Genomic DNA, 17,866 nt, shown 5'->3' with positions numbered 1-17,866 from the left:
ATGTTACACCTTGTCACTTGATCAGCAATGTGCAACGGTAAAGGAGGTACTAACTTTCGAAAATTAAGGATGCTATGAATCTTTCACGCTGGAAATGAGAACGCCCAAACACAAAGGTTTGTAAGGAGTTGAAAACATATGAAAAAAATCGGATTGGCCATTATTGCTCTTTTTGTGTTCCTCAATCTAATTTCGAGTCCAAAATCCGCGGAAGCCGCTGGCATTGATGTCAGTGTTGTTCTGCGGGTAGGGGATACGATCAACTTAGCAGCCGGTTATCCGAAGGTGAATTGGTCGGTAACGGAATTGAACGGAAGCGCTACGGATAAAGCAGCCGTTAGTAACACGGGTGTCGTAACTGCACTTAAGCCGGGCATCGTTAAAGTTATTGCAACTGCTTCGGATGGCACCACGTATACAGGTGAAATCCTCATTACGATTCTCGGCAATGTTGAAGAGAAGCCTGCAGCCGTCTTGAACGGAAATGCAACCGTCTCTCCGGGCGGATCTTTCGATTTGACGTATGGTTTGAGATTCGTTGCAGCAGGGATCTATGCACAGGATATTACATTAACCTTTGATTCGGAAAAGCTGGAGTTTGATTCAGCCGTTTCACTCAAAGAGAACAAAATTTCCGTTGTCGACATCTCCAAGCAAACAGGTAAAGTTCGCATCCTTGCAGCTTCTCTTGGAGAAGAGAATGCCAATGCGGCTAATGGAGATTTGATCAAGCTGCGCTGGAAAGTGAAAGCTACTGCACAGCCTGGAACAACTGCCGTTCAATTAACGAACGTAGTCGTTTCTAACGGCGAAGGGGTAGAGACTTCCTTGAACGCTGAAAATCATAGTCAAATCGTGATTCAAAGCGCTCCAGTAAATAAACAACCTTTACTTGATCTGATTGCCCAAGCGCAAACTAAGCATGACGGAGCAGTGGAAGGCACACTTCCAGGCCAATACAAAGCCGGTTCGAAAGCTGCGTTGCTTACAGCTATTGAAGCTGCTAAAGCGGTTGCGGACAGCTCGTCGAGCACACAAGCTAACGTGGATGCTGCGGTAACTGCGCTTACGACAGCACTGGAAACATTTGCGAGTGCGGTCAATCCGGACAAACCAAGCATTCCAGGAGATGTGAACGGCGATGAGAAAGTAAGCATTGGCGATATTGCCCTTGTCGCAGCGGCTTATGGCAAAACAGACAAGGACCCGGATTGGAATGAGTACAAAGCTCGTGACATTAACGGGGATGGAGTTATCGACATCCTTGACTTGGCTGCTCTGGCCCGCATCATCTTGGATGAGTATGTAGCTGCAAACTAGGAACGAATAGGTGTTCATAAAATCCTGATCACGAGCTAAGCGCAAATTTGCTCTTAACGTGATCGGGATTTTTTGCTATTGATTCTCGTCAAGACGGTGCAAATGATCGCGGTGTAACTGATGATACATGCAGTATCGGAGTAGCCGTTATCGATAGCACAATAGTTTGGTCTCTATTATCATGGAAATATGAGGATTTTCAAGGTTTATAGGAGTATTCTTAAGTAGGTTCTGGATTTTATTGTGTTATTATGAAGTTGATTGATATTATTTTACTTCAGCAATCATCTTTTGGAAGGGAGGTGTCCGAGGATGAGTGAATAGTGGATGTCTGCATTGATACATTTTGTTTCGCAATTCTGTTTTTGTAAGCGCCGTCAACCACTTAGACAACATAAGTTATCCCCTCGAAGAGACGGATAAATTCTAATGAAATCGATTTGGAGGACATCTATGAAGTGGAAAAAGAAAATATCGTTGACGCTTATGCTCCTTTTGGCGGTCAACAGTTTTAGCGCTTTAGGCGCATCTGCTGCCCCTGCAAACGGTTATCCGGAATGGAATAACAATCCGGATATTTTCCAAGTGAACCGCGAGCCTGCACATGCTTCGTTTATCCCGTATGGCGATGTGCCTTCCGCCTTGCAGGGAGCGGACATGATCTCTGCGATGACGGAGTATCTGTCCCCTTTTTACCAAACGCTCAACGGTCAATGGAAATTTAATTTTGCGAAAAACCCGGATGCCCGTCCTGTGGACTTCTACAAGGATAGCTATGATACGAAGTCTTGGAATGAGATTAAAGTACCTGGCGAATGGCAAATGCAAGGCTATGATTTTCCTATTTATACGAATATTACGTATCCATTCTGGGGCAATGGCAACTCTACGAATGTTCAACCGCCAATCGCTCCTACGGAATATAATCCGGTGGGTTCGTATAAACGTACATTCACGGTTCCGGATAATTGGTCCGGTCGGCAAACGTTTATTTCTTTTCAGGGAGTGGAAAGCGCTTTCTACGTCTGGGTTAACGGCCAAAAAGTCGGGTACAGCGAAGATAGCTATTCACCGAAAGACTTTAACATTACCCCGTATCTGAAGGCTGGCGAGAATACTCTCGCGGTTGAAGTCTATCGCTGGTCGGACGGCAGTTGGCTCGAAGATCAGGATGCGATGCGGCTAAGCGGTATTTTACGCGATGTGTTTCTGTTCAGCACGCCTTCCGTACATATACGGGATTTTGGCGTCGTTACGGACTTGGATTCTACGTATCAGGATGCTGCGCTGAATCTGAAAGTAAACGTCAGAAATTATGTCAACGGTACTACACCGGCGAATCATACGGTAGAGGCGATGCTGTATGACGCCAACAATCAACCGGTATTTAACGAGCCTGTCAAAATGGAAACAGCGTTCGGCGCCAACTCCGAAGTTCAGGTCAACGCTTCCAAGTTAGTCGCCAATCCTAAGAAATGGTCGGCTGAAAATCCGAACCTGTATACGCTTGTCCTGAGCTTGAAAGATTCTTCCGGCAAATTAATCGAAACGGCGGGTACACGCGTCGGTTTCCGGAAATTTGAACTGAAGACGATGTCCGATGGCAGCGGCAAGCAGCAAATGATCCTCAACGGCAAGCCGATTATGATCAAAGGCGCTAATCGTCACGAATCAAGTCCCGATACAGGCCATGCGATCGGTCTGGATCTTATGATCAAAGATATCGAATTAATGAAGCAAAACAACATCAATTCGGTTCGTACCTCTCACTATCCGAACCATCCGTTCTGGTACGATCTGGCGAACAAATACGGTCTCTATGTGCTCGATGAGGTCAATTTGGAAACGCATGGCGTCAGAGATACCGTTCCGACCAACAAGCCTGAATGGTTGGAAAACATCAAGGATCGCGCTAACAGCATGGTTCAAAGGGATAAAAATCATCCTTCTGTCATCATTTGGTCATTAGGCAATGAAGCGGGCTCAGGCAGCGATTTTAAAGCCGAATCCGATTTTATCCGCAGTCTCGATCCTACCCGCCCGATTCATTATGAGGGCTACAACGATAAGACCGTAACGGATATGGTCAGCAACATGTATCCGGCTGTCTCGACCTTGGAAACGTATGCTAAGAGCAGTGATCCAAGACCTTATATCATGTGTGAGTATGCCCACTCCATGGGGAACAGTACCGGCAATTTGCAGGAATACTGGGATATGATCAAAAAGTATCCGAATCTCCAGGGCGGATTCATCTGGGATTGGGTCGATCAAGCGGTGCGCATGAAATCGCCAGCCGAGAAATTGTATTTGACCGATGCAGGTGAAACCTATAAGGCTGATTACACAGGAAACATCATTGACAATGATGGTGCGGTAAGCGGCGTGCTTCAGCCGAAGGATGTAGGAAGCGCTACCGTAACGATGCCGAACGATGCGAAATACAATATCACCGGACAGTTCACATTAGAAGCCTGGGTTAAACCGTTGTCGAATATTTCGGACAGTCCGATCATTGCCAAAGGCGATACGCAGTTCGCGTTGAAAATGGCTGGGGCGACCAAATTGGAAATATTCGTTTATAAAAGCGGCACCTGGACATCGGCGAGCGCAAATTTGCCTGCGAACTGGGTGAATAACTGGCATCATGTTGCCGGTACGTATGACGGAGCGAACTTAAAGCTTTATGTGGACGGCGCTGTCGTCGCAACGAAAGCTTTCACAGGCAGCTTCGGCTCCAACAACTACCCGCTTACGATCGGCACGGATAAGGAGAAAGGCCGCACGTCCAGAATGAGCTTCGACAAAGTCCGCGTTTACAATCGCGCCTTATCGTTGACAGAGCTGAATGACGATGCGCGCAACGCGGATGCATCCGCCGTCTTGTGGCAGGATTTCAATAAAGAGAATGCCAAATCCACTCCTCTGGAGCAGCACGAATTCATGGGCTACGGCGGAGACTTCGGGGATAGTCCGAATGATGGCGACTTTAGTGCTGACGGTCTTCTCCTGGCAGACCGCACGCCGAAGCCGCAGCTTACCGAAGTGAAGCATGTATATCAAAACATTCTCGTGAAAGCCGCTGATCTTACGAAAGGCAAAGTCGATATCCGAAACGAATTCCTGTTCACCAATGTTAACGCTTACGAGGCAAATTGGGAATTGCGGGCGGATAACAAGGTCATTCAGCAAGGTACTTTGGACAATTTGGATATACCGGCTTTGACGACGAAACAAATCTCGGTTCCGTACACCCTCCCGACAGCTCAGCCTGGCGTTGAATACTGGTTGAATTTCAGCTTCAAATTGAAGTCGGATACGCTGTGGGCGAAGAAAGGTCACGAAGTTGCGAGTCAGCAGCTAAGCCTTGCGCTGAATACTCCTAACCAACCGTCCGTCGATCTTTCTACATTGCCGGCGTTGGATGTGCAGGAGCAAGGAACGCAAGTAACGATTAACACGTCCGATATGCAGATCAAATTTAACAAATCAACCGGCACTCTCGATACGTTCAAGTATCAAGGGAAAGACTTGATTAAACAAGGTCCGACACCTAACTTCTGGAGAGCGCCAACGGCTAACGATAAAGGAAACGGCATGCCTTCCAGAGCCGCAACCTGGAAAAATGCCGGTAAAAACAGAAGCGTAACCAAAGCGACCGTCACCCCGATCGGAGATAAAATTGTACGCATCGATGTGGAAGGAACGCTGCCAACGACGACGGTTTCCTCCTATAAAACGTCTTATACCATCTTCGGCAACGGCGACATCACCGTGTCCAACTATTTGAAGCCGGGTGCCAAATCGCTTCCGGAAATTCCTGAAATCGGAAACATGCTGACGATTCCGCAAGAATTTGAGCATATTACCTGGTACGGCCGCGGACCGGTTGAAAACTATCAGGACAGAAATACCGGATCCGATGTCGGGTTGTACAGCAGCACCGTAGAAGCGCAATTTTTCCCTTATATCAAGCCTTCGGAAACAGGCAATAAAACCGATGTGCGTTGGGTAACGCTGACGAATGATGACGGATCGGGTCTGATGGCAATCGGAGCTCCGGTCATTGAGGCTAACGCGCTGCACTACACGCCGGACGATTTGGATGGACCGGCGCATCCTTATCAAGCGACACATCGCGATGACATCACGCTTCGCGTCAACTACAAGCAAATGGGCGTTGGCGGTGACGACAGTTGGGGAGCCAAGCCACATGCGCCTTACATGCTGCTGTCGGATAAGGACTATAGTTATAGCTATACGCTCAGACCGATTGCCGCTCATACGACGGATTTGATGAAGCTGAGCAAAACCGTGACGACGATCAATCTGGTGAAATCCATCCAAGTTAACGGTAAAGCGTTGGACGGATTCGATCCGGAGAAAACAAGCTACACGTACAATATTTTGCGCGGCAATAACAAAGTGCCGACGGTTGACGTGCAAACATCCAACAACACGGTAAAAGTGCAGGTGACTCCTGCAGCAGATGTAAACGGCAAAACGGTTATTACTGTAACGTCTGCAGACGGTCTTATCACCAAGACATATGAGATTCAATTCAATGTGGTCGATCATTATTTGAGCAACATGGATTGGATCAGCGCAACTGTCGGTTGGTCCTCAATCAAGAAGGATTTGAGCATCGACGGCAATCCGATTCGTTTGAGAGGTCCGTCAGGAACGGTCACCTATGCGAAAGGGATCGGCACGCACGCGAATTCCGAAATCATTTATAACTTGGCAGGCAAAAATTATGAAACCTTCCAGGCGGTCGTTGGCGTTGACCAGGAGGTAAGCGGTACAGGAACGAACAACACGATTGTGTTCCAAGTGTTCCTGGATGGCGTCAAGGCTTTCGATAGCGGTTTGATGAGAGCTACGACGGTTTCCAAAGCGATTAACCTGGATGTGAAAGGCGTGAAAGAACTGAAGCTGGTCGTCGGTGATAATGGCGACGGCAACGCGGAGGATCATGGAGACTGGGCGGATGCCAAGCTCATTCCAGGCAAAGACCCATTTGCTGTTCTTAGCGGTGCAAGCTCGGTAAAAGCGAACCAGCCGTTTGACCTTGCATTGCGATTGGACAATGTGACACAAAACGTGTATGCGCTTGACTTTACCGTCAATTACAATCCGCAGCAGGTTCAACTCGATAATGTTGCCTCCAAGCTGGATCACGTAGACATCGTTGCGAAGAAAGAGCTGGAGCCAGGCAAGCTCAGAGTGTTGGCGGCAGCCCTTGGCACTGGCATTCCGTCTGGCGAGGATTTGCTCAAACTAGCGTTCACAGCTAAAGATCAATCGGTTACGCAAGCAACATACACGGATATTTCTGTAAGCGGCTTAGTCATTGCCGACAATCTAGGAGCAGAAGCGAACGTTATTGGCAATCAGTATAGAGTCCAAATTGAACAGATTCACAAAGATGGTCTAATCTCAGCGATTGCCGGGGCACAAGCCAAATACGACGCGGCTGTCGTAGGCGGTAGCGCCGGACAATATCCGGCTGCGGCGAAAGAGGCGTTACTGGCTGCGATCCAGAAGGCTAGCAGTGTCGCGAACGATGCGAATGCCGACCAGACGCAAGTGGATCAGGCATCGAATGACTTGGCGGCGGCAGTCCGAGTTTTCGAAGCGTCCGTCAATACTAGCCTTCCAGGCGATATAAACGGTGACGGCAAATTCTCAATCGGTGACCTCGCTATGGTCGCCAAAGCGTACGGCAAAACGTCCGCTGATCCGGATTGGGATCTCTACAAATATGCGGATCTCGTACCGGACGGCAAGATTGATATCTTAGATTTGGCCTACATCGCAAGAAAAATTATGGAGTAGTTGTAAGAAAGGGACCCGCAACCTCGGTTGTCGGGTTTCTTTTTTCTTAAGTAAAATCAAGTAACACCTTTAACCACAACCTGGAATATACAGAAGCATAGGCATTTATCCCACATCTGCTTATTCTGACCAACTTCGTGGAATTCGTGAATTTTGCGTTTTGCGTTAAGAATAGGCACAAAGGAGTGTTTCAGGTTGATAGAACAAGCATCTCATTACTTTGCCCGCGGCAACACTGCTCATGGAGCCCATTTCTTGTATAGTTCCGCCTTTCAAGGACTGAAAAAGTTATTTGTTCTCATGGGTCCCCCCGGTACGGGAAAATCAACGGTTATTCGCAGTTTGGCGGATAATCTGCAGGAAAAAGGCCATCACGTACAATGCTTTCACTCTCCGCTTCGTTCTGATGAACTGGATGGAATCATCGCAACGGAATGGAAGGTTGGTGTTGTCGATGGGCGAGTCAGCGAGGGAATTCCGAAGAACGAGGAAGGCGAAATCGTCTTTATCGATTTTGGTGAGGCTCTTGACAACCGCCTTATTTTTCCTGAGCATCAGTTGAAAATTGAAGACCTTAGCGGCAAACTTGATGATGCCTATTCAAATGCCTATGAAACGTTCTTAACCGCATTGCGGATTCATGACGAGTGGGAAAAATATTATATCGAAAGCATGGATTTCATCAAGGCAGACGAGATTACGCAGGATTTGATTCAACAATTATTCGCTGGTAATGAAAACGATGCACAAACCATTGGTCGTCATTTGTTTTTTGGAGCTGCGACACCGAAGGGGGCTTTCGATTTTATTCAAAGCTTGACGGCTCAGTTGGAGCGGCGGATTTTCATCAAAGGCAGACCGGGGTCCGGCAAATCGACATTGCTAAAAAAGCTAGCCGCCGCAGCCGAAAAGAATGGAATCGAAGTTCAAGTATTTCATTGCGGATTCGATCCAAACAGCCTTGATATGTTGATTTTCCCAAAACTCAGCACAGCGATCTTCGACAGCACCGCCCCTCATGAATATTTCCCTAATCGAGACGGGGATGAAATTATGGATATGTATACGCTCACAATGACCCCTGGTACAGATGAAGCTTATGCCACTGAAATAGCTGCTATTAAAGAACGTTATTCGGCTAAAATGAAGGAGGCCACTTCCCATTTGGCGTTGGCTGAGGCTATTGATTCTCAAATTAAGGCCATCTACGCAGCGGCGACGAATTTTTCGGTGGTAGAGAAACTCCAAGTGCAAATACAGCTGGCATTGAATGAACTGGTTGCCCCTAGCAGCAAGTAACAAAAGAAATTCCGGTGGTTATCGCGATTGAAAACGATAGTTCCTATAAAGCGGCAGTCTGGGACTTTTATTGTCCGAGGCTGCTGCTGTTTCTTTTATGGGGGGACATCTTTTGCCCATGAGATGCCGCAACTTTCCCGCTCCGAAAATCGTCCAATATTTGTAATACTTGATGTGGCGGAGGTGGAGTGGGAATGAAGAAGAAATGGGCTGTATTAGCACTAACCGGGCCGCTAAGTTTGGCAATGCTGGCTCAAGCCGGGCAGGTGCACGCCAATGTTTCGGATGTAAAGGTTACGATTCCAGCATTTAAGGTGAAACTCAATGGACATTTGGTGGAAAACGCTTACCGCGAGTACCCGTTGTTGGTGTATAAGGATATTACGTACTTTCCAATGACCTGGTACGATTCTCGACTCCTGGGGCTGGAAGCCAGTTGGGCTCAGCAGGAGGGGCTGCGGATTTCTCAGGGGCTGGTAGCGTCGGAGTATGCACCTTATAAGTCGGATCACCGTAATGCGTCTTCTTACCGCGCAGAGGTGCCGGCGTCGGCTATTACCGTAAACGGTCAGACCATCGACAACGCTAAGGAGGAGTATCCGCTCCTCAGCTTCCGGGACGTGACGTATTTCCCCCTGACCTGGAGGTTCGCGCATGACCAGTTTAGCTGGGATTACAAATGGGATCCGGCGGATGGCCTGTCCATTCAGTCCCATAACCCACAGATGCAATCGGTCGGCTTACCTGCATATGTCACAGAGAATGATGTTGCCCTATTCAAGGAGTACTATTATTTTGTCCAAACGACGGAAACGACGAACCACGTCTATCGGGCTCCTGTGCAGAAGCCGTCTGACAAGGAAGAGATTTATGCGTATAACATCAAAACCTCAGAGGGGTTGCAAAAGCAGTTATCGTTTCAAATCCGTGGAAGCAAGCTGTGGTTTACCTATCATCTCGGGGGAGGCATTATGGGTCACGACGAGTTCGTGCAAATCGGTGACGACGGGAAAGCGGAGCTGTTGCATCAAGGGTATCTCGATTTCCGCGATACGCCGTACGGAACATTAATCATCTCTCTAGGCGCTTCGGCGTTCGAAGGCGGCAACCTGTATGTGTCGTCCTCAGGTCAGGATAGTACGAACGGAAAGCGTATAGGCGACCCTGATTTGATGTACGCTGTTACGTTCAGCAGTACCTCGTCAGGAGCGCGAAATGACGCGTCTAATTCCCTCGCCGTTATGGGAGACGATGTGTTTGTGCTCGCTTCACGCAGCAGCTCTGACGCCAACAAAATTTACAAAATCAGCTTGAAAACAAATAAAACCGATACAATCGTCAACTCGAGCGTTAGCGGGTTCCGGGTTGCTGATAACAAGCTATACTATGTAAAAGACGTGGACAACGCACTATATTCCTCCCTACTAGACGGGACTGGTGAAATGAAACTTTCCGACCATGCGGTGTCATGGTTTGACAGTATCGACGGCAATGTATATTATACATCCAAAAGCGAAACGAACCATTTCGATCTGTACCAGGCAGATCCAAAAAGAGAAGACCCGCGCGTATGGACCACGCCAGTCGCTGAAGTGCAGGTGTTAAACAAACAACTCGTCTGCCGCCTTGGCGAAAACGAAGACTACGGCGTCGTCGTGCTGGACGGTTCAGGCCGGCTGCTGCTAAAAGTGGCGGATCCGGTCTCGCGCGTATTCACGTCCGACGACGGGATTCTCGCAGCCGCTTCCAGCGGAAATGTCATCCAGACAATATCATTGAGGGACAAATAAGCGGTGAACGAGTACCACGAGTAACGAAGGGAGCGGCAGAAATGGCACGTGTTTTATTCATTAACGGCGGATCAGAGGGGCATATCAATCCAACGCTTGGCGTGGTGCAAGAGCTTGTTTCGCGAGGAGAAGAGGTCGTGTACTTTTCTATAGAGGCTTATAGGGAACGTATGGAGAAGACGGGGGCTTCCGTCCGAACATTTGACGATCAAAAGTTTATTAAAGCCTTCATCTCAGGTGGAAGAGATTATTTGCTCCAACGAATCAACGGTCTTTTGCTAACGGCAGATATCGTCATACCTAGCGTTCTTGAACAGATCAAAGATGAGCATTTTGATTACGTCATCCATGACGCTATGTTTGGTTGTGGACGCTTGATTGCTCAATTGCTTAAGCTTCCTGCAATCAACTCTTGTACTTCTTTTGCGCAGACCGAAGAATCGCTAGATGCCATTCTGGAGCAATTTTTTGAAACAATCCCTAATGAAATAGGTAAGCCTATACTCGATAAATTTCATAGCCTAACAGAAAGGGTGAAGGAAAAATATGAGATGGAGATCCTTTCTCCATATGAAGTGTTTTGCAATCCTGCACCGCTTACAATCGTTTATACAACGAGGGAGTTTCAACCTTATGGGGAAGCCTTCGACCAAACGTATAAATTTGTAGGGCCATCGATCGCACCGCGATTAACGCAAGATAACTTTGACTATACGGCGGCAATGAATGGGAAAAAACCAATTTACATTTCGCTAGGTACAGTCTTTAACCAAGCCATTGATTTCTATAAGCTTTGTTTGGAGGCATTGGGGGACACGGATCATACGATTGTCATGTCGGTGGGGAATAGAACCCAAATTGCTGATTTAGGCGAAATTCCTCAAAACTTTATCGTGAAAAATTATGTTCCACAAACGGATATTCTGCAAAACGCAAAATTGTTTATTACACATGGAGGCATGAACAGTGTTCATGAAGGTCTCTATTACGGGGTTCCGCTGCTTGTCATTCCGCAAAGCGCGGATCAGCCGGTCATTGCCGGGCAAGTTGCCAATCTGGGAGCTGGCCTGACACTCCATATGCAGAGATTGACCGCCAATCAACTGCGTGATGCCGTAAATCACGTATTGAGTCATTCATCTTATCAGATAGCCGCTTCCAATATCAGGGAATCTCTTCGAGGATCGGGCGGGTTTCATCAAGCCGTTGACGAGATTTTCGCATTTAAGAAGGCTGCCGGCATAAATAAATAAATAAATAAAACCCGTTCTCTTACCCCGATAAAAGGAGTCTGATGTCTCACCACGCTTCGGACACAGCGGCCGTTATGACGTTCACACTTGCTTGTCAGGGGATTCCGTATCCTGTGAAAAAAATATATTTTCAGCCGTATGTCCCTGATCGGTTTTCAGCTTCTCGATCATGCTGTGCAATTGTTCGGGAGAGGCCGTGGAGGTCAGACCGATGTTCAGCGTACCTTTCAGTTCGTTGACATGCAGTTCCTGAATTTTGTAGGTGATATTCGGAGGCGGTGTTTGCTTCTGGTCGGCCGTCTTATCGTTCTGCTTCTCTTTGAGCTGTTTATCGAGCTGATCTTTCAAGCGTTGATTTTCCGCCTCAAGCTCGTGTTGCTTAGACTCCAGCATGGCGATCCTTTGCTCGAAACGGCATATCCAGGAGTGCATATATGCATTTGCATCATACATGATGCCCGCCTCCTTTCAGGTTGCAAGGATTAACTTATCTCCCCCGACTCATTGGACTACAGGGTGCGGGGGCGGCACGAGCTCTTCTTCTGGAACCACGGGGGTCGTTTTCTCATGAACGCCTTCCGCAATCTCCGTCGCCTTGTTTTCCGACAAAATGTTGCAGCCGATATTGAGAGAACCCAGGTTGGCGATGGAGTTGATTTTAATCTGGTTAATATAAAAGTTCATCGCTAACGCTCTCCTATATGAGGTTGCTGTTTCCTTGATCGATGATATCCGGATCCAGAACGCTGTTTCGGTCCGTATTCACGGAAGATGTGCAGTCCCCGATGACCGTGTTGCCGCCGACTGCTTTGGAATTCGCCGCATTTCCGCGCAGCAGGTTGTCTCCGAAATTGACGACTCCGCCAGTTGCAACTTCGTTGATCCTGATGTTAAAAATGTTAAACACGTTTGGCATAAAGCTCATCCTTTGGGCAGTGTAAACGCAAAGCTGCGAATTGGACGCGATCTTTCGTCCAAATCCGATGCCCACTCCCTTTCATTTACTCTTCGTGATGTAGTGTATTCATTTGCCTGGGCATCTGTGTCTCGAATTGCTCCGGGATATTTGCATCCGGGCTCGATAGCTATTTGATCTTTTCTTTGAAGTCGATGTTGTCACGCACATTCACTGTGATGTTAACTTGCTGTTCGCTCTGCGGAAACCACGTGTTTTTCCAATCTTTTAGCTGTTGTTCGGACATCCATGGTCTGAAATGCTGACCGTTTCCGAGAATGTCTGCCTTTAACAATCGAATTTTTTTGAAAAGGGTTATCGAACGGTCTTCCAGCAATTTCTCAATATCTTTGGCAACCTCGTCGTTGGTCTGCTCTTCTTTATTCTCGACGATCAAGACATCCAGATGGAGGTTGCTCGTTAATTTGGGGCCTGAAGCAGGCCACTGCGTCCGAGAGCGAAGGGTTGCTTTTTTAATTTCAACACTTGCGTATTTGGATATTTCAATCGTTCCTCCCGTATACTTTTCGCGAAAAATGTTGTTTAAAAGCGTTTCGTCCCGCGAAAGAGTGCCGACCATCCGATCCCGGCTCATAATGGCCGATCCTCGAAATGTGAACAGCGTATCCGTCCCTGCTTCAAGAAGCGGTATAACAAAGTCCTCGGTATACGAATGAGCGCTGCGGTACGCTTCCCATAAACGATTAATCGACACATTGGGCGTCCAGCCGGCTTCTTCACTAAAATAGTCGTAGGACGATACCTCCGGAGTCGGTTTAATTTCATGATAAAGCGTTTTCTCAAAGTCCCCGCTAACAATCGCTACCATACTTTTAACCGATATTTCATTACTTCCAACCGCATAATCGATAATTTCCTTAATGCCTCCTTCTGCTGTGTGCTGGCTGATTAGAAATAACCTAAGATGCATCAAATCAACACTTTTCTCCGCGTTCGTCCGAACCAAGTCAACAGCCTTGCTAATCGTACGAGCTTCCCCTTCCAAAATATGAGTTTCCCCTTTGGTTGTAGGCACTTGGAAGATGATCTTGTAAGAACCGTTTTCCTTCTTATCAATCCCCATCACAACAGGCAAGAAACGTTTGTTAATATCCCTAACATCCCAACAACCACTAAGGACAGCAAGAGATACAATCAGGATGAGAAGGCGAATCATTGGACGAGACATCAGCTGATACGCCTCCTTTGCCATAAACCTGCCAGAAACGTTGCCAAAGGAATAATAATTATGCTGTACAAGGAAAACAGTGTGTTTACCGAATCGTATCGATTCAGCGTGTGCAGATTAGGAATCATTAAACTTAAAGCATAGACAGTGGCTCCCAAAATAATCACAAGCCATTTTTCTTGAAACGGATAGAACAGTCTCCGAATCAAGAACATCAACATCCAGAAAGTGACGGCAGCATCTGGGATGCCTAGCGCAGAGGCAGAGACGATGAAAAAGGTTGGCAGCCAATCAAACACGACCCATTCAATGTCAATGGAGTCCGATGCAATGAGAGCGGGATGTTCAAGCAGCAAAGCAGTTTCGTGTCCGAATATGAACAGAGGGACGTAGACAACAGCTAAGAAAAAAAGCAGGAGTATGCCTAGTACAGGCCATAATTCTTTCATTGTAAGCGGCTTATCCAAGGAGAGCATGCCCAAAAATAAAAAGCCGGTGAACGCAAACATACTCGTATAAAAAGACGGATGCATAAAAAAGGTAAACTTGGAATCCCAGATTGGAAATGCATTAAAAACATCAAAGTTCTTATAACTAATCACTAGAGAGAAAAGAACGAATGGAATATAGAGGATACATATCGCCGCACTCATGCGAATGATCACTGAAATGCCTTTGTATGCGGCATAGCAAGGCAGAATCGTATAGATCAGCGATGTCGCCCATAAAGGGGTTTGTTCGAGCACGATAATGTTGATTTCGAAAATTTGGTGGCGAACGAGCAAGATCCCATGAAAAATAAGAAATAGAAGGAAAGGGAAGAGGAGCAACCGTGTCCCCCATCTCCTCAGCATTCCTTGCAGGATGTCGACCAAATCTTTTCCTCTGGAGAAGGATAACCCTTTCAGGTACACCCACACTAGAATTGCTTCCAACAGACAGCCGGCTGCGATAGGTTCCCAATGCCCTTTTTGGGTTGACTCTATAATTTTAATCGCGTAATAAGACATCGCGGCCATGAGATGAACTTGCAGAAATAATAGGAGAACCACACGTCTACTCATTGATGCCTTTTCCTTTCAAACTAAGACTCATGTACGGGATCGATGATGATTGGAGTCCTGCAAAGTAGATGCAGATCCAAATGATAGCCGCTTCGAGTCCGTATATACCAAAAGCTGTACTCAGAAATAAGGAGATATATTTGAACATGCGGATTCCAATCGTATTTAAATACCCCGTTATTGTAAAATTAGCGATCGTAGAAGCGGCCAAAACGATGATCAGCAAGTTGCTCACCAGATGAGCTTCAACGATGGCTTGTCCAAGGATGATGCCCCCAACCATTGTAATTGTAGGGCCAATGCCTTTAGGCAGACGTATCGTTGCTTCAATGACCATTTCCATGAGAAGGAGCATTAGACAAACTTCGACAATAGAAGGGTAGGGGATACCTTCTCTGCTTTTGGCCACAGAAAGCGCTAATTGTATGCGGAGAAGTTCCGGGTTGACAGTGCTCATGATAATGTACAAACTAGGTGTGACAACAGCGAAAAGGATTCCAGCAATTCTTATAAAATGATAAAAACCTCTAAATAACGGAGGATAATTCAAATCTGATCTGATCGACCATAGATCTTTAATAATGGCAGGAAAAACCAAAGCAAAGGGGAATTCGTCCAAAAAGATGATCACTTTGCCTTCAAGCAGGTTTTTTGCAGCTTCTTCAGGCAGCTCCGTAGATAGATGCATGGGCACAAGTGAATACTTCGGCTGTTCTAACATTTTCAATAAATCTTCTACGTTATGTATATCGTTAGAGCCATTTTTTCGAAGTTTTTCTTTTATATAGGTAATCACATTCGGATTTCCCTCACCATTTAGATAAATGAAGGAGAGATCTCTTCGAAAACTGGAGCCAGATGTATAAGATTCTACAGACAAGTTTATTTTTTTTATTTTTCTTCGAAGTAATCCAATATTGATATTGAGATCTTCTGTAAAGGAGTCAAAGGCTGTTTGAAGCGGGTGTTCATTTTGGGCTGATGTGACCTGACGGTGAAGCTGCAGTTCTTTCGGCGTTATAACGCTCGGAATATCGGAATTCGCTTGGCTTACAAGGATTTGTCCGGATAGCAGAGTAAAGCCTAGTTCAGTTAACGATGCTTCGACATTTGTTGATTTTTCCATCAACGGTTCCATAATAGCAAGAGTTTCTGTTAGATCTACTAGTGACTTTAGGTAGTAAAGAGTCGTTGGCTGTCCCCTATATGATACATTGGCGATTGAAAAATCAGCGTTGGCTCCCATTTGATCCGCGAGTTCTTTTTCCCAATTGTTTATCCCCTCATTCAATGCACTCACCTCTACCATAGATTGCATCAAATGGCAAAAAAATATGTATGTAAAAATGGAAAAGGACCGATGGCATATATGCCACCGATCCTTTAGGCAGTCTACTAATCTAAAAGTTTAATTATGTAGTAGGGCATTTTTCATATTAACTGGTAGGTCCATTATCCACTTTGGCTTCAATGACACTTTGGATGCTAGTTGGTACGTTAGAAAGGAAATCATAGCCAGTCAGAGCTTCAATATCTTTTACACTTACGCGGTAGTAGCCCCATGGCTGACTATTAACCGTTTGATCGTTTGGCATGATAACAGAGATTACTCGGGTTGAAGTTGTTATTCGGCTAATATCGTTATTTCCGTTAGGCAATACTACGACGATCTTCCACACCTTTGATGGTACGACAACACCGTTTCCTACTGTAGTTTTGTATCCATTGGATCCCGTACCGCCGCTTCCGTAACCTCCGGAAATAATGTATAACTCGTTGCCGGCCGTAACAAGGGAGCGTGAATAATTTTCCAAGTTAGCCCAAGTAATTTCGTTGTTATTTGGCGCTTGTGGAATCATATTATCCATTAGGAATGTAGCTGAATTGTTGGCAATAGAAGATGTGCGGTCGGCGGAAGGCGTCATATGTCCTCTGTCAAATCCAGAACCCGAAAATTCATTCGCGGTAACCTGATACCATCCTGTCGGCAATGTTGTGTCTGCGCGGAAATCATCTTGTCTTGGAGCACTGCCAAGATCAGACGCTCCCACATGCCAACTGGTCCAGTTAGGTTCGTGTTTGCTGTTGTTGTAAGAAAAAGCATATTGCGGTTTAATCATCAAATAATTATTGGAATTGGATATAACACTGGTTGCACCGCTTGGATTGCCTAATGCCATATTATCATCATCGCTAGGTGGCGGCGATAATGGCGGCTCCGCGCTGTTTGAGGAATTTTGAGGATTTATGCTGCTTGTAATGTAGAGGTCGATTGCATTATTGTTGGTGTCCCAACCGCTGCCCTGGCCTTGAGTTGTTCCGCCGTTAAGATCTTTGCGTGCTGCGCTTGTCGTATTGGAAAGTGTGCCGATTGGGGAAGTTTCTGAATCATTTACAGAACCGTAGCCAATAAAATCCACAACATTTGAATCCGTTGATCCGGATACAGCGGTCGTAACTTTCGCCAATGCAACTTTTCCGGAGGTCGCGCTTAAGTTAATCGTGCCTGTAATATCAGGAGTGGGCAGGTTAACCGTGCCACTGCCACCACTTGCTTCAGCGATTAAAAAGTATTGATGAGCGCCAATGCTGCCCGATAAATTGGTGATATTGCTAAACGAGCCAGTTCCGGAAGCGTACTGAACCGACCAACCAGACAAATTTACACTGGAATCCGTAGGATTGTAGATTTCAATAAAATCATTTTTGTATGACGCACCGCTATTGCCGCCACCGCCATAAACTTCACTGATAACAACATGCGATGTAGCAGCAGCCTGTACAGGCGTGGTGAAGAAATTTCCTGCCGCACAGAAAAATGCAAAACACACAGATAACAAAATTGCAATTTTTTTGTTCATTAATCCCATTCTCCTTTTAATAAATTTGTCAAACAATAACATTTCTTGCTTTGAACCCAGCCTTTAATCAATTACGGATCTTGAGTAGCGGCAATGCATCCCCCCTAGATACAATTTACAAGAAGCAAAATTTCTGCCGTAGTTTGGTAAACGCTTTCAAGACGGATCACCAACAGTGCGAAAAGTTGAATCTTTGTAAATATGTACTTTGACATTTGCTATACTTTCACAATATAAACGATATTATATTCGGTGTAAAATATTTTTTTTTTTGTTAATATTCCATTGTGAGAATGG

At 46.2% G+C, this 17,866-nt stretch carries 12 protein-coding genes; 5 read left to right on the top strand and 7 right to left on the bottom strand.

Going from position 1 to position 17,866, the window contains the following annotated elements:
- Nucleotides 1–138 precede the first annotated feature (138 nt).
- The 5 genes from AC3WRW_RS02635 to AC3WRW_RS02615 all read left to right on the top strand — a co-directional run bounded on the left by AC3WRW_RS02635 (nt 139) and on the right by AC3WRW_RS02615 (nt 11,500).
- A complete protein-coding gene (locus AC3WRW_RS02635) occupies nt 139–1,320 on the top strand; it encodes a cohesin domain-containing protein (protein WP_492544726.1) in 1,182 nt (393 codons plus the stop codon).
- A gap of 453 nt (nt 1,321–1,773) precedes the next feature.
- Nucleotides 1,774–7,158: a glycoside hydrolase family 2 TIM barrel-domain containing protein gene (locus AC3WRW_RS02630; RefSeq protein ID WP_492544724.1), complete on the top strand. Its 5,385-nt coding sequence runs from the start codon at nt 1,774–1,776 to the stop codon at nt 7,156–7,158.
- Between the two features lie 195 nt (nt 7,159–7,353).
- Nucleotides 7,354–8,457, top strand: a complete 1,104-nt coding sequence (locus AC3WRW_RS02625) for a PRK06851 family protein (RefSeq protein ID WP_492545020.1) — start codon at nt 7,354–7,356, stop codon at nt 8,455–8,457.
- Between the two features lie 194 nt (nt 8,458–8,651).
- On the top strand, nt 8,652–10,247 hold the full coding sequence (locus tag AC3WRW_RS02620; RefSeq protein WP_492544722.1) for a DUF5050 domain-containing protein: 1,596 nt from the start codon (nt 8,652–8,654) through the stop codon (nt 10,245–10,247).
- Nucleotides 10,248–10,288: 41 nt separating this feature from the next.
- Nucleotides 10,289–11,500, top strand: a complete 1,212-nt coding sequence (locus AC3WRW_RS02615; RefSeq protein ID WP_492544720.1) for a macrolide family glycosyltransferase — start codon at nt 10,289–10,291, stop codon at nt 11,498–11,500.
- An 81-nt stretch (nt 11,501–11,581) separates the two neighbouring features.
- Here AC3WRW_RS02615 and gerPC read toward each other — a convergent pair whose 3' ends face one another.
- From gerPC to AC3WRW_RS02580, 7 genes are all read right to left on the bottom strand, one after another.
- The gene (gerPC, locus tag AC3WRW_RS02610; RefSeq protein WP_492544718.1) at nt 11,582–11,953 is read right to left on the bottom strand and encodes a spore germination protein GerPC; all 372 of its coding nucleotides are present in this window, start codon (nt 11,951–11,953) and stop codon (nt 11,582–11,584) included.
- A 48-nt stretch (nt 11,954–12,001) separates the two neighbouring features.
- Nucleotides 12,002–12,184, bottom strand: coding sequence for a hypothetical protein (locus tag AC3WRW_RS02605; protein WP_492544716.1), 183 nt, complete (start codon nt 12,182–12,184; stop codon nt 12,002–12,004).
- Between the two features lie 13 nt (nt 12,185–12,197).
- The gene (locus AC3WRW_RS02600) at nt 12,198–12,416 is read right to left on the bottom strand and encodes a spore germination protein (RefSeq protein WP_492544714.1); all 219 of its coding nucleotides are present in this window, start codon (nt 12,414–12,416) and stop codon (nt 12,198–12,200) included.
- Nucleotides 12,417–12,585: 169 nt separating this feature from the next.
- On the bottom strand, nt 12,586–13,644 hold the full coding sequence (locus AC3WRW_RS02595; protein WP_492544712.1) for a Ger(x)C family spore germination protein: 1,059 nt from the start codon (nt 13,642–13,644) through the stop codon (nt 12,586–12,588).
- A complete protein-coding gene (locus AC3WRW_RS02590) occupies nt 13,644–14,708 on the bottom strand; it encodes a GerAB/ArcD/ProY family transporter (protein ID WP_492544710.1) in 1,065 nt (354 codons plus the stop codon). The genes AC3WRW_RS02595 and AC3WRW_RS02590 overlap by 1 nt, the downstream gene beginning before the upstream one ends.
- Nucleotides 14,701–16,017, bottom strand: a complete 1,317-nt coding sequence (locus AC3WRW_RS02585; RefSeq protein WP_492544708.1) for a spore germination protein — start codon at nt 16,015–16,017, stop codon at nt 14,701–14,703. The genes AC3WRW_RS02590 and AC3WRW_RS02585 overlap by 8 nt, the downstream gene beginning before the upstream one ends.
- 127 nt (nt 16,018–16,144) lie before the next feature.
- Nucleotides 16,145–17,569, bottom strand: a complete 1,425-nt coding sequence (locus AC3WRW_RS02580) for a DNA/RNA non-specific endonuclease (RefSeq protein ID WP_492544706.1) — start codon at nt 17,567–17,569, stop codon at nt 16,145–16,147.
- Nucleotides 17,570–17,866: the final 297 nt, after the last annotated feature.

This window comes from Paenibacillus sp. FW126-R14, assembly GCF_058789495.1.
Note: the sequence above shows the minus strand (reverse complement) of the source record. Positions and strands in the feature narration are given on the sequence as shown.

What these genes read in the sequence shown, in the direction of transcription:
- AC3WRW_RS02635 (WP_492544726.1), top strand. Translation starts at nt 139, where the DNA reads ATGAAAAAAATCGGATTGGCCATTATTGCTCTTTTTGTGTTCCTCAAT.
- AC3WRW_RS02630 (WP_492544724.1), top strand. Translation starts at nt 1,774, where the DNA reads ATGAAGTGGAAAAAGAAAATATCGTTGACGCTTATGCTCCTTTTGGCG.
- AC3WRW_RS02620 (WP_492544722.1), top strand. Translation starts at nt 8,652, where the DNA reads ATGAAGAAGAAATGGGCTGTATTAGCACTAACCGGGCCGCTAAGTTTG.
- AC3WRW_RS02615 (WP_492544720.1), top strand. Translation starts at nt 10,289, where the DNA reads ATGGCACGTGTTTTATTCATTAACGGCGGATCAGAGGGGCATATCAAT.
- gerPC (WP_492544718.1), bottom strand. Translation starts at nt 11,953, where the DNA reads ATGTATGATGCAAATGCATATATGCACTCCTGGATATGCCGTTTCGAG.
- AC3WRW_RS02605 (WP_492544716.1), bottom strand. Translation starts at nt 12,184, where the DNA reads ATGAACTTTTATATTAACCAGATTAAAATCAACTCCATCGCCAACCTG.
- AC3WRW_RS02600 (WP_492544714.1), bottom strand. Translation starts at nt 12,416, where the DNA reads ATGCCAAACGTGTTTAACATTTTTAACATCAGGATCAACGAAGTTGCA.
- AC3WRW_RS02595 (WP_492544712.1), bottom strand. Translation starts at nt 13,644, where the DNA reads ATGTCTCGTCCAATGATTCGCCTTCTCATCCTGATTGTATCTCTTGCT.
- AC3WRW_RS02590 (WP_492544710.1), bottom strand. Translation starts at nt 14,708, where the DNA reads ATGAGTAGACGTGTGGTTCTCCTATTATTTCTGCAAGTTCATCTCATG.
- AC3WRW_RS02585 (WP_492544708.1), bottom strand. Translation starts at nt 16,017, where the DNA reads ATGGTAGAGGTGAGTGCATTGAATGAGGGGATAAACAATTGGGAAAAA.
- AC3WRW_RS02580 (WP_492544706.1), bottom strand. Translation starts at nt 17,569, where the DNA reads ATGAACAAAAAAATTGCAATTTTGTTATCTGTGTGTTTTGCATTTTTC.